The 12849-nt window shown below is 68.5% G+C and carries 12 protein-coding genes and 1 pseudogene; 6 read left to right on the top strand and 7 right to left on the bottom strand.

What is annotated here, in order from left to right; genetic code table 11:
- Window positions 1-140 precede the first annotated feature (140 nt).
- The 6 genes from A7U43_RS09925 to A7U43_RS09900 form a co-directional block, all read right to left on the bottom strand.
- On the bottom strand, window positions 141-680 hold the full coding sequence (locus A7U43_RS09925) for a DNA-3-methyladenine glycosylase I (RefSeq protein ID WP_269465789.1): 540 nt from the start codon (window positions 678-680) through the stop codon (window positions 141-143).
- 41 nt (window positions 681-721) lie between these two features.
- On the bottom strand, window positions 722-1078 hold the full coding sequence (locus A7U43_RS09920) for a DivIVA domain-containing protein (protein ID WP_067994186.1): 357 nt from the start codon (window positions 1076-1078) through the stop codon (window positions 722-724).
- 38 nt (window positions 1079-1116) lie between these two features.
- Window positions 1117-2049 (bottom strand): glucosyl-3-phosphoglycerate synthase, encoded by a 933-nt coding sequence (locus A7U43_RS09915; RefSeq protein ID WP_156525877.1) that lies wholly within the window; start codon window positions 2047-2049, stop codon window positions 1117-1119.
- A gap of 35 nt (window positions 2050-2084) precedes the next feature.
- Window positions 2085-2915 (bottom strand): dihydropteroate synthase, encoded by an 831-nt coding sequence (gene folP / locus A7U43_RS09910; RefSeq protein WP_068002334.1) that lies wholly within the window; start codon window positions 2913-2915, stop codon window positions 2085-2087.
- Window positions 2916-3066: 151 nt separating this feature from the next.
- Complete coding sequence (gene fadD6, locus A7U43_RS09905) at window positions 3067-4842, bottom strand: long-chain-acyl-CoA synthetase FadD6 (protein ID WP_067994183.1); 1776 nt, start codon at window positions 4840-4842, stop codon at window positions 3067-3069.
- 11 nt (window positions 4843-4853) lie between these two features.
- Window positions 4854-5408, bottom strand: a complete 555-nt coding sequence (locus A7U43_RS09900; RefSeq protein WP_067994181.1) for an LOG family protein — start codon at window positions 5406-5408, stop codon at window positions 4854-4856.
- A gap of 67 nt (window positions 5409-5475) precedes the next feature.
- Here A7U43_RS09900 and A7U43_RS09895 point away from each other — a divergent pair.
- The 6 genes and pseudogenes from A7U43_RS09895 to A7U43_RS09875 form a co-directional block, all read left to right on the top strand.
- A pseudogene (locus A7U43_RS09895) lies at window positions 5476-6672 on the top strand (AAA family ATPase); the annotation flags it as partial.
- Window positions 6673-7130: 458 nt separating this feature from the next.
- Window positions 7131-9179 carry an acyltransferase family protein gene (locus A7U43_RS09890; protein WP_067994176.1) on the top strand — a complete coding sequence of 683 codons (2049 nt, stop codon included), beginning with the start codon at window positions 7131-7133 and terminating at the stop codon, window positions 9177-9179.
- 112 nt (window positions 9180-9291) lie between these two features.
- On the top strand, window positions 9292-9510 hold the full coding sequence (locus A7U43_RS09885) for a hypothetical protein (protein WP_156525876.1): 219 nt from the start codon (window positions 9292-9294) through the stop codon (window positions 9508-9510).
- Window positions 9511-9675: 165 nt separating this feature from the next.
- Window positions 9676-9825, top strand: coding sequence for a hypothetical protein (locus A7U43_RS29650; protein WP_156525875.1), 150 nt, complete (start codon window positions 9676-9678; stop codon window positions 9823-9825).
- Window positions 9826-10067: 242 nt separating this feature from the next.
- Window positions 10068-10346 (top strand): hypothetical protein, encoded by a 279-nt coding sequence (locus A7U43_RS09880; RefSeq protein ID WP_067994170.1) that lies wholly within the window; start codon window positions 10068-10070, stop codon window positions 10344-10346.
- Between the two features lie 84 nt (window positions 10347-10430).
- Window positions 10431-11171 carry a type VII secretion target gene (locus A7U43_RS09875; RefSeq protein ID WP_067994167.1) on the top strand — a complete coding sequence of 247 codons (741 nt, stop codon included), beginning with the start codon at window positions 10431-10433 and terminating at the stop codon, window positions 11169-11171.
- Here the strand turns inward: A7U43_RS09875 and A7U43_RS09870 are convergent.
- Complete coding sequence (locus A7U43_RS09870; protein ID WP_067994164.1) at window positions 11168-12754, bottom strand: ABC-F family ATP-binding cassette domain-containing protein; 1587 nt, start codon at window positions 12752-12754, stop codon at window positions 11168-11170. The two genes, A7U43_RS09875 and A7U43_RS09870, sit on opposite strands and share 4 nt — an antisense overlap.
- Window positions 12755-12849 lie beyond the last annotated feature (95 nt).

Here is a 12849-nt window from a genome sequence, read left to right as displayed (position 1 = left end):
GCCCGCACTGAACGGACCCGATCAAGCCGGCGTCAACCGGCACAGAATTGGTACTGAACTAAACCTATTGTTCCCTATCGCGGCGCCGCAGTGTGAAAAGACCCGGCGAAACGCACGGACCGTGACCGGAAACATGTCGCTCACGCCGGCGCGGGCACCCAACAGGTGGCGATGTGATCGTCGACCATGCCGGTGGCCTGCATCAGCGCGTACGCCGTCGTCGGACCCACGAAGCGCAATCCGCGACGTTTGAGTTCCTTGGCCATCGCCGTGGATTCCGCGGTGACGGCGGGAACCTCGGACATCGCCGCGGGACGCGATCGCCGCGGCGGCGCAAAGGACCACAGCAAATCGGAGAAGTCGACGTCGAGGTCCGCGATCGCGCGGGCGTTGTTGATGGTCGCCTCGATCTTTGCGCGGTTGCGCACGATCGCGGTGTCCTCCATCAGCGCGGCGATGTCCCGGTCGGTGAACCGGGCAACCTTCTCGATGTCGAACCCCTTGAACGCGTGGCGGAAACCGTCGCGCTTACGCAGGATCGTCAGCCAGGACAGCCCGCTCTGGAAGGCCTCCAGGCTGACCCGCTCGAACAATGGCACCGTGCCCCGCAACTGCTTGCCCCACTCGGTGTCGTGATAGTCCCGGTAGAGCACCCCGTTGGGGCTGGAATCGGTTGGCACCCAACCGCATCGGACCCGTCCGTCGTCGGCGGCCGGCGTGCTCACGACTCGTCGGCCCTGGCGTGGGCGGGCTCGTGGACGGCGGGACCATCCGCGGCGTCGGTCAGCCCGTGCGCGGCACGCACCGCGGCCAACTCGCCACGCAGCGAATCCAGTTCGGCACCCAGCCGATCGAGCACCCAGTCGACCTCGCTGGTCTTGTAGCCACGCAGAGTCTGGGTGAACTTGACCTCGTCGACGTCGGCACCGGTCACGCCGGAGGCCGGCAGCACGGTTGCCGTGGTTGCCCGCGGGAGCGGCGGCAACTGCTCACCACGCCCGAACAGCACGCTGCCCAGGGCAAACAACACCGTGCCGACCAGGATCAGCACCACCAGGTACATGAGTATCAGGGTCACGCCTCGATACTGCCCTACCGGTGTGACACGGATGCCCCCTAGCGCGGCCGCAGGGTGTTCATCGGGGGCCGGTCGGCCAGTGACACCGTGGAGGTGCGCGGCGTGTAGTCGTCACCGTCGGCGAAGAACTGGGTGAGCCCCATCCCGGAGTCGGGTATGCCGCACCGGCTCAGCAGGGTCGCAATGACCTGCCGGCTCATCGCGGCCAGCTCGGTCAACGGGCGGTTGCGGTGCTCGCGGACCCCCAGGTTGACCTGGGCGATACCGTCGAGCCCCAGCCGGTCGTAGGTGTCGATGAGCAGCCCGATCTCGACGCCGTAGGCGGGCGCGAACGGTATCGAGGTCAGCAGCTCTCGAGTGCCCGCGTACTCACCGCCCAGCGGCTGCAGCAGGCAGGTCAGTTCCGGGCGCAATGCCGCCAGCAGCGGCCGCGCGACCAGCTCGGTGACCCGACCGCCGCCGTTCTTGTCCTCGCTGCCGCTGACCTTGAGCGGACGCCGGTAGAACCCCTTGACCAGGTGCACGCCGTCGGTGGTCAACAGCGGGCCGAGCAGCTTGGGCACGAACATGGGGTCGGGGTCGATCAGATCGGAATCGACGAAAACCACGAGGTCACCGGTGGTGGCGGCCAGTGAACGCCACAACACCTCGCCTTTGCCGGGATTCGGTGGCAGCTCGGGCAGCGCCTGCTCGCGGGTCACCACGCGGGCACCGGCGGCGACCGCGCGGATCTCGGTGTCGTCGGTGGATCCGGAATCCAGCACGATCAGTTCGTCGACCAGCCCGCCCAGCAGCGGGGTGATGGTCTCCACCACCGAGGCGACGGTCTCTTCCTCGTTGAGCGCAGGCAGCACCACCGAGATGGTGCGGCCCGCCTTCGCGGCGATCAGCTCCTCAACGGTCCAGGACGGGCGACCGAAGCTGTGGTCTGCCATCCAGCGGTGCCCTGACACCGCGTCAGTCTCGTTCATTGCGGTCAGTTCTGGTGTCAGCTCTGTTATCACCGTCATGCCAGTCCCCTCACCGTGCGCGTCGGCCGACGCGATCCGTGGATCGACGCGACCATTTCCAGTACGCGTCGAGTGGGTCCGACCTCGTGTACCCGGAACATGGCGGCGCCATCGGCGGCGGCCAAAGCCGTCGCCGCCAGCGTGCCCTCCAGGCGTTCGGTCAGTCCCACACCCAGAGTCTCCCCGACAAAATCCTTGTTACTCAGGGCCATCAGGACCGGCCATCCCGTGTTTACAAGATCTTTCACGTGGCGCAACAAACTAAGGCCGTGGTAAGTGTTCTTGCCGAAATCGTGGGTGGGATCGATCACGATCGCGTCCCGGGCCACCCCCACCGACACGGCGTGCTCGGCGGCGGCTGTCACTTCGGCGATCACATCGTCGACCACCCCGCGTTCGGTGATGCCGTAGTTCACCCGAAAGGGACGCGTCCGCGGCACCGCACCACCGGTGTGTGAGCACACCAGACCGGCACCGAACTCGGCGGCCACCTCCGGCAGGCCGGGGTCGGCACCGGCCCAGGTGTCGTTGATGAGGTCGGCCCCGGCGGCGCAGGCCTGCTTGGCCACCGCCGCGCGCCAGGTATCCACGCTGATCAGCTGGTCGGGGTAGGCACCGCGCAGCCATTCGATGAACGGCACCACCCGCGCGATCTCCTCGTCGGCGTCCACAACCTCGCCCGGGCCCGCCTTCACCCCGCCGATATCGATGATGTCCGCGCCGTCGGCGACCTTGCGGTGCGCGGCCTCCTTGGCGGCCTCGTCGGTGAAGGTGGCCCCACGGTCATAGAAGGAATCCGGCGTGCGGTTGACGATCGCCATGATCATGGCCCGGTCACCGGCGACCGGGCGGCCGAGGAAGGTCTTGTTCCCGTCGCCTCGCTCGCCCCTGCCCGTCGACTGCACGCTGTCCAGGCTAGCGCTCAGCGATTTCGGCGTGATTTGTTGCGCTGACCGCAGCCGATCACGCCGAAGTCGCTCAGGACTTCGGGCGCTTACCGTCCTTCACCTCGTCGACGTACTCCGGATAGAAGGGCACGTAGCCCTCCTCGCGTCCGGCCAGCACGTAGAGCGGATCCCCGACGTCCTCGCCGTAGCCCTGTTTGCGCAGTTCGACCTTCTGGCTCTTGAACGTCGAGGTGTGCGCCAGTTCCGGCACGATCCGCACGAACAGCGGCACCGCGTACGGGGGTAGGTGCGCGTAGGCGGTGCGCGCCAGCGCCGCTCCGTCGAACTCCTGCCCCGCCTTGAGTTGCAGCGCGACCATGCCCGCGCGACCACCGGCGCCGGGCACCTCGACCCCGAACACGGTGGCCTCCTCGACCTGCTTGTCGCCGGACAGCCCGGCCTCCACCTCGGTGGTGGCGACGTTCTCGCCCTTCCACCGGAAGGTGTCGCCGAGCCGGTCCGCGAAGGCCGCGTGCCCGAAGCCCTGCGCGCGCATCAGATCCCCGGTGTTGAACCAGACGTCGCCCTCCTTGAACGCGTCACGCACCAGCTTCTTCTCCGATGCCGACTTGTCCGTGTAACCGTCGAAGGGCTGGAAGCTGCTGACCTTGGACAGCAGCAGGCCGGGTTGGCCCTTCTTGACCTTGCGCAGCCGACCGTCGGCGGCCCGAGCGGGTTCCCCGGTGTCCAGGTCGTATTCGACGAAGGCCACCGGGCTCGGGCAGATGCCGGTGGACTTGGACACGTTGAACACGTTGACGAACGCGGTGTTTCCCTCGCTGGCGCCGTAGAACTCGCATACCCGCGGGATGCCGAAGCGGGTGGTGAAGTCGTCCCAGATGGCCGGGCGCAGCCCGTTGCCGACGATCACGCGCACCTTGTGCGCCCGATCGGTCGGCTTGGGCGGCTGGTTGAGCAGGTACCCGCAGATCTCGCCGATGTAGACGAAGGCGGTGGCGTCGTGTTTGATCACGTCGTCCCAGAACCGCGACGCGGAGAACGACTTGCCCAGCGCGAGCGCGGCGCCCGCGTTCAGGGCCGAACCGACCGACACCGTCAGCGCATTGTTGTGATAGAGCGGCAGGCAGCAGTAGAGGGTGTCATTGCTGTTCAGGCGCAGGCCGAGGCCGCCGAACCCGGCCAGCGCACGCAGCCAGCGGTAGTGGGTCATCACGCTGGCCTTGGGCATGCCGGTGGTGCCCGAGGTGAAGATGTAGAACGCCTTGTGCTTGGCCAGTACCGCGGCCGTCGTCGGCGGGTTGGTGGTGGGTGCGGTGGTGGCGGCCTGCCGCAATTCGTCGAGGGTGATCAGGCCGTCGGTGGCCACCCCGCTGTCGGTGATGGGTTCCACCAGGTCGGCCTCGGCGACGATGGCCTTGGCGTTCAGCAGGCCGATGCTGTGGGCCAGCACGTTGCCGCGCTGGTGGTAGTTGAGCATGCCGGCGGTGGCCCCACATTTGACGGTGGCCAGCATCAGCAGCACCGAGTCCGGGGAGTTGCGCAGCATGATCCCGACGACGTCACCGTGGCCGACACCCCGGGCGGCGAGTACCGCGGCGTAGCGGTTGACCGTCTCGTTGGCCTGCCGGTAGGTGATCTTCTGGTCCTCGAATTTCAGGAAGACCCGGTCGCCGTACTGGGCGGCGCGGTCCTGGAAGACCTTGCCGATCGAGGTCTTGGCGGTGGGCCGGGCGCCCATGCCGGTGACCACGCCCCGCACGATCGCCGGTGCATCCAGCAACAACCCGGGGATCTTGGTGGCGATATCGAGCAGGCCGACGCTGGTGCGCGTTGTGTCGTCACTCATGGCCACCAAGCCTAGTGATCGGGGCTACACGCGCTGAGAGCCGTCTCAACATCGGTGACGAGCACCAGCCGCTCCAGTGCGCGTTCACCGACATAACCGGTGTCCACCAACCCGCGCAGCCAATTCAGCAAACCGTCGTAGTGCCCGAACGGGTCGAGCATGACGATCGGCTTGTCATGCATGCCGAGGTACCCCGCGGTCCACGCCTCGAAGAACTCTTCGAGGGTGCCGATACCACCGGGCAGGGCGATGAAGGCGTCGGCGCGGTCCTCCATCACCTGTTTGCGTTCGCGCATGGTGTCGGTGACCACGAGCTCGTCGGCGGCGACATCGGCGAGTTCCCGGTGCACCAGGGCCTTGGGAATGACGCCGATGGTGCGGCCGTTGCGCTGCCGGGCGCCGTCGGCCACCGCACCCATCGCCGAGACGTTGCCGCCGCCGGAGACCAGCGTCCAGCCCCGGTCGGCGATGCCGCGACCCACGTCGGCAGCGAGTTCGAGCAGTTCAGGGTGGGTTGGACCGGAGGCGCAGTACACGCAGACGGCCCAGGAGCTGGTGTCGGACACGGTTGAGAACCTACCGCCGGTTTCGCTGTGGCCGCGGGGCCGCCCGCCATACACTGCGGCTGTGTCTGAGCCGCCGAGCACCGCCGGCGCCGCCGCCGCGGACGCGCTGGGCCGCGCGGACCTCGGGGCCGCCGAGGAACTGGCCCGGGCGGCACTGGCCGAACGCGATGCGCTGTCGGCCCGGTTGACCTTGGCCCAGGCGCTGGCCTGGCAGGGGCGCGGCCACGAGGCCGACGCCGTCCTCGCCGAGGTCGATCCGGCAGCGTTGGCCGAAACGGACCTCATCGCGTGGGCGCTGCCGCGTGCGGCCAATCAGTTCTGGATGCTCGACGAGCCCGAGCGGGCGACCGCCTTCCTGCGCTCGACGCGCGCCCGGCTGCGTTCGGCCACCACCATCGATGCGCTGCTGAGCACCTTCGCCATGAACGCCGGGAGCCCGCAACGCGCGCTCGAACTCGCCGAGACCGTGCTGGCGGCCCCGGACGCCGACCATCGGGCCATCGGGTGGGCGGCATCGGCGGCGGCCCTCTCGTCGGCCCGGATGGGCCGGTTCGCCCCGGTGGACCGTCTCGCCGCGCAGGCGATCGCCGCCGGTAATCCCGGGTTGCTGCGGTTCACCTCCGCCTTCGGACAGACCACCGCACTGGTGCTCGACGGTGATCTCGATGGTGCCGAGAAGCTGGCGCATGCGTTGGTGTCGGACGCGCATCCGGCTCGGGCCATCGGGCAACTGCTGGTGGCCGATGTGCTGCTGGCGCGTGGCTGCGTCGACGAGGCGGTGCCATTGTTGCGGGAATCCGCCAAGGCGCTCGCGGTGACCGGCTATTCCTGGGGACCGCTGGCGTGGATGCTGCTGGCGCAGGCACTCGGGCAGCAGGGACTTGCGGTCGATGCCGCCAAGGCGCTGAGCCGGGCCGAATCCCGGCACGGATTGAAATCGATGTTGTTCGCTCCGGAACTGGCGCTGGCCCGGGCCTGGACGTGCGCGGCCCGTCGGGACAACGTGGCGGCGGTCGCCGCCGCGCGTGAGGCTGCCCGCGCCGCCACCCGCGGCGGCCAGTCCGCGGTGGCGTTGCGTGCGTTACACGACGCGGTCCGTTTGGGCGACACCCGCGCCACCGACGGTGTCCTCGCGCTCGATATCGACTGCATGTTTGCTCGGTTGACCCTAGACCATGCACGAGCACTGAAAGACGGGGATGAGATTGCCCTCGCTTCGGTAGCCAAAAACTACTCCCGGTGCGGTTATTCGAGAGCGATCTGATTCATCGAGGCCGAAATCTGGTCTCTTGCAGAGGAATTGACACAGCCCAACCCACGCGCCGCTTCGCTCACACGCTTAGGATGAGCCCAGCAAGGATGGCGACCGGGGGGCAGATGGGCGCGCGTATCGAGGACCGGCGACACCGCCGCCGGTTTGCCGGGCACCGCCGCGTGGGCCTTCCGCAAACCGCCCCGGCACCCACGCAGACGACCCGCCTGCGACAACCGCGGGCACACGGACGGCCCGCAAGCCGATGCCGCAAGCGCACGGCCGGCCCCATGCTCGCCCGTCGAAGCGGGGCCCGCGATGGGACCTCGGCGTACCAACCGCCCCGGAGCAACGCTATGGTGACGTCGACGTCAATTTTGTGTCGCGGATCACAGCGTCAGCGTGACAGTGCGCACGATCACACAGAGAGGTAGTGCGGCATCAACGAGAAGCGCCTGGACATTCAGGGCATGCGGGCCGTCGCCGTGCTGCTCGTCGTGCTCTTCCACGCGGAGATACCGGGATTCGGCGGCGGCTATGTCGGCGTCGACGTCTTCTTTGTCATCTCCGGCTTCCTGATCAGCACGCACCTGCTGAAATCCCTGCGTGACCACGGCCGGATCGGTTTCGGATCGTTCTACGCCCGCCGCGCCCGACGGCTGCTGCCGGCCGCCTTCGTCGTCATCGTCGCCACCGTGGTGGCCGCCCGCCTGTTGGTCTCGCCGATCCAATTCGGCCATGTGGTCACCGACGCCATCGCCGCGACCTTCTACGTCCCCAACCTCTGGTTCGCCTACAACGCCACGGACTATCTGGCCGAGAAGACGCCATCGCTGTTCCTGCACTACTGGTCCCTGGGGGTGGAGGAACAGTTCTATCTGTTGTGGCCGGTGCTGCTGGCGATCCTGTTCCGCCTCTTCACGGCACGCTGGAGGATGGCGATCGCGATGTCGGCGATCATCGTCGCGTCCTTCGCCATCTGCCAGTACTCCACCACCTACGCCCAACCCGACGCGTTCTTCCTGCTGCCGGCCCGGGTGTGGGAGTTCGGACTCGGCGCACTGGTCGCGCTGGCACTGCTCGACGGGCGAAGGCTGTTCGCGCCGCGCGTCGCGGCGGCACTGGGCTGGGTCGGACTACTGGCGATCATCGGCGCCGGCGTGGTGTTCACGACCAAGACGGTCTACCCCGGGTCCGCGGTGGCCATCCCCGTCCTGGGTGCTGCCGCGCTGATCGCCGCGGGCACCGCGCCGGGCGGCCCGGCAGCGGTGCTCAGTGTGCGGCCGGCCACCTGGATCGGCGATATCTCCTACTCCCTCTATCTCGTGCATTGGCCGGTGCTGATGCTGCCGGTCGCCGCCGGCGCCTACATGGAACACCTGCCGATGTGGGCGCGCAGCGCGCTGGCGTTGGCCTGCGTGCCGCTGGCCTGGCTGCTCTACACCTACGTCGAGATACCGGGGCAGCGCATCACCTGGCTCACGTCGGCGCGGCCGCGCCGCACCTTGGCCGTCACCGCCGGCGCGATGGCCACGGTCGTGGTGACGGCGATGGCGGCGGGGTTGGTGGCCCAAACCCGGTTGGACGGCGGCCGACCCGCCGAACCGGTGGTGCTGCGCGCCAGCCCCGCGGGCACCGGTTGGGTGCCCAGCAATCTGACCCCGAAGCTCAGCGAGGCCGACGACGATCGGCCGGTGTTGTACGACAACGGATGTCATCGCAATTTGACACAGACCGAACTCGCCGACTGCGCCATCGGGTCCGACCCGACGGCTGCACGGGTCGTGCTGTTCGGGGATTCCCATGCCGCACAATGGTATCCAGCCCTGCAACCGCTGGCCGAGCGCGGCGAGGTACGGCTGGAGTCGCACACCAAGAGCGGGTGCCCGGCTGCACCACCGCCCGATATCGCCTCGACCAGCTGTCTGGCCTGGGTCGAGTCCGTGGCGCAGAAGCTCGCAGCCGACCCGCCGGAACTCGTGCTGCTCGGCAACTTCGGCAAGCTCTACCTGCGCGACGACGAGAATCGCGCACAGCAGTGGCGAGACGCCCTGACCGCGGCAATCGACCGACTGCCTGCGCAGTCACACATCGTCCTGCTCGCCGACACACCGTCGACCGGTGTCACACCGTCCATCTGCCTGGCCCGCTTCCTCGATGACGCCGATCGCTGCGCACTCGAGCGCACCCAGGCGCTGGACTCCGAACTCCGTGCCGCCGAACGGTCCGTCGCCGAGAAATACGGCAACGTCTCCTATGTCGATTTCACCGAGCTGTTCTGCAATGCCACCACGTGCCCCAGCATCATCGGCAACACACTCGTGTACCGGGATGGCAGTCATATCACCACGGAGATGAGTCGGGTGCTCTCGGGCGCCTTCATCGCCGCGGCGGAGGGCTATCTGCGTTCGGCCGAGACGACCGGTCCGATCCCGGCACGCCAGGACATCCTGACCATGTTCCGGGCACCACGTCCCGCTCCGCTCAAGCCGGCTCCACCCGGGCCGGCTGCCGGCTGACCGGTACCCGCTCGCCGACCCGACAACGCCTGCAGTCCAGGCAACCGTGCGGTCGGACACAGCCGGCCACCAGCATGTCGTCCTACTGTCGGCGGTGACAGAAGGAGCCGGCATGAAACGCATCGCCATCGCCGCAGCCACGCTCGCCGTGACGGCCGGTGTACTCGGCGCCGCGGCGCCCGCGCAGGCCGACGCTGCGCCGGCCACACCGTCGGACGCCGGCACCACGGTGATTCATCACCGGTTCGGACTGCACTACCTCACCCGCGCTCCGCATATGGCGCCCCGCGGGATGACCCATAGCGTCCGGCAGGCGCACCGACCCCACTGAGCCGGGTTGCCCACGGCGTCACCGGGAATCCAATCAGCCGGGCGCAGTGTCGAATTCCGGTACGATGACCCGTAGCCGACTAGTGACGCACTAGGAACGCGCCCGCCGGGACCGAGGGGACGGCCCGTGGGGTGCAGGGCATCACCTGACCGGGGGGGTAGGCAGATGAACAGAACCGCCATGACCAGCGCGGCGGTGGCCGCCGTCGGAGCACTCATCCTCGTTACGCCGTTCCGCCCCAAGGACTGGGCCTCACCTCGCTATCCGTGGGATCCGCACGCGCACGAATGTGACCGTCGCCGTACCAGGCCCTGACCTGCGGCCCACGACGAAAGCACCGGGCTCAACGCGGGGCTGCACACCCGTGAACCCGAAGCCGCACGGGCGCGTCAGGCCCGCTGTCGCCCAACGGAACTGCGCGCGAATCGTCTTCAGTCAACTGTGCGCCACGCCCCAGTGAGCCGCCAGTTCGGCGATCTACGGTGAGTCCTGACAGCAGAAGTCAACGATGAGTCGCTGTTGAGGAGATGGCTATTTCTCCGCAGAGGGAGCCAGACATGAAGAAGAAGACCATCATTGGCGCCGTCGGCGCCGTCATCACTGCCGGTACGCTGCTGTTCGCGCCACCGGCCCTGGCCGACGCCGGTGTCACCAAAGACGTCACCGAGGATGTCACCGAGGACGGTCCCTTTCCCGGCCTGCTGCAGTTCCCGATCGACTTTCCGCGGTTGACGCATGAGCCGAGATACGAACCCCGCGGGGCGAGTCTCGGGGTCCGGGAGGTCCGCTCGGTCCACTCGGCCTACTCGATCCCCGCCTCGAATCCGACCGCGTAGCACCGGGCCCCGCGCGGGAAACTCCCGCGGTACCCACCCGCACCGCGGCCATAGACTGAGCTGCGAGCGACAGGGGGCCGCCACATGACCGATCCACTCTTCGTCCAGCGTGACGGCCTGCGGGACTTCACGGAGTCGCACGCCCAGGTGGCCTCGGGGTTGTCCGGACTGGCCGCCGAGGGCACCGTTGTGCAGACCAGCCACGGCCCCATCGCCTCGGCGGTGGGCAGCGCGCTCGGTACCACCCTCGGCGGGCGGGACGCCACCCTGGGCGTCACGTCGACATCGGCGTCGACCATCGCCGATCTGCTGGCGAAGGCCGCTGCCGCGTATGCCGCCGGTGACGAGGAGGGCGGCGCACGTATGCAGGCGGCCGCCGCCGCTCTCGAGGGCGGCAGCGGGCCGCGGACCTGCGACGCCGCCGGATCCGTTGGCGCGCCTGCCGGCGGATCGCCGAGCGCGGGCACTGACATGCTGGGCCAGATCCTGGGTCAGGTCGGCCAGCAGGTGGGCCAGCTCGCCCAGGGCGTCACGGCGCCGTTGCAGGGCCTGGCTCAGGGCTTGCAGCAGGGCGCACAGCAGATCATGCAGGGCATCCAGCAGGCCGCCCAGGCCGGGATGCTCGACGAGTCCGAGGATCCCGACGACGAGCGCAAGGACAGCGCCGAGCGTGCGGAGGACGCCGAGCACGCCGACAAACCCGAGGACGCCGAACCGGCCCAGCCGCCGGGGGCCCGCCCCGGCCAGGACGTCCCGTCGGCTCGCGCACCCGTCGAGGCGCCCCCGCCGGCGCCGCCCGCGCCCACCCGCCCACAGGTCGGCTAGCCGGTCATCAGCGCCCCGCCGGTCAGCAGCAGCCGCCGCTGCACACCGATATTGGCCAGGAAGCTCTCGTCGTGGCTGACCACGACAACTGCCCCGCGATAGGCATGCAGTGCCGACTCCAGCTGGGCGACGCCGGCCAGATCGAGGTTGTTGGTGGGTTCATCCAGCAGCAACAGTTGCGGTGCCGGCTCGGCGAACAGTACACACGCCAGCGTGGCCCGCAACCGCTCTCCCCCGGAGAGCGCACCGATCGGCAGGTCGATCCGGTCACCTCGGAAGAGGAACTGCGCCAACAGATGTCGCCGCCGGGTCACCGAAAGCCCGGGCGCGTATGCCACCAGGCAGTCGGCCACCGACATCGACTCGTCGAGCAGATCGAGGCGCTGCGACAGGTAGGCGATTCGCCCGTCACCGCGGTGCACCTCCCCCGCGTCGGGCGCCAGGTCACCGGAGATGATGCGCAGCAAGGTCGATTTGCCGACGCCGTTGGCGCCGGTCAGCGCGATCCGCTCCGGGCCGTGAACGGCCAGTTCGACACCCTCGAACATCCGTGACCGCAGACCCTTTCCGACGAACAGCACGCGCCCGGCGGGGACCTGGGTATCCGGCAGGTCCAGGGTCAGCACGTCATCGTCGCGCAGCGCGCGCTCGGCGTCGTCGAGCCGGTCTCGAGCATCACTGACCCGCCGGGCGTGCACGTCATCGGCCTTGGCCGCGGACTGCTGGGCGTCGCGTTTCAGCTTGCCGGCGACGATCTTCGGCAGGCCCGCGTCCTTGAGATTGCGTTTGGCGGTCGATGCCCGTTTATCGGCCCGCTCACGCGCCTGCTGCATCTGCTGCTTGTGCCGTTTGAGGTCCTGTTCGGCGTTGCGGATATTGCTCTCGGCGGTCTCCCGGGCGGCCCGCACCGCCGACTGGTAAGCACTGAACCCTCCGCCGTAGAGCGACAGCTCACCGGCCCGCAACTCCGCAATCGCGTCCATCCGGTCCAGTAGTACCCGGTCGTGGCTGACCACCAGCAGACACCCGGCGAAATCCTCCAGCACACCGTAAAGCCGTTGGCGGGCGCCGGTGTCAAGATTGTTGGTGGGCTCGTCGAGCAGCAGCACATCGGGCCGACGCAACAGTTGCGCGGTCAGCCCGAGCGACACCACCTGGCCACCCGAGAGGGTCGACAACGGGCGGTCCAGCTCCAGATCCAGGCCGAGCCGATCGAGTTCGGCGCGTGAGCGCTCCTGGATGTCCCAGTCCTCACCGATGGCGGCGAACACGGCCTCGCCGGCGTCGCCGGCCGCCAGCGCCTCCAACGCGGCGACCACCGGGGCCACCCCGAGCACATCGGACACGGTGTGTGCGGCCAGGAACGGCAGATTCTGCGGCAGGTATCCGAGCACACCGTCCACCGCGACACTGCCGGCGGCCGGGCCGAGCTCACCGGCGATCAGCCGCAGCAGCGTGCTCTTACCGGCGCCGTTGGGGGCCACCAACCCGAATCGGCCACGCCCGAACGAGCAGGACAGATCCGTGAACACCGGGGTGTCATCGGGCCAATGGAACGAAAGATGGGAACAGACAACAGACATGCGGGAACTCCACGTGAACGAACGTTGACGGACGACAGCACAGATCTCGGGGGTTTACCCGGAGATGTCGTCGATTCCCAGCACGTGAACCATGC

It is taken from the genome of Mycobacterium adipatum (assembly GCF_001644575.1).
GTDB lineage: Bacteria > Actinomycetota > Actinomycetes > Mycobacteriales > Mycobacteriaceae > Mycobacterium > Mycobacterium adipatum.
The sequence above is the reverse complement of the archived record's forward strand: the minus strand, read 5'-3'. Positions and strand labels throughout refer to the sequence as shown.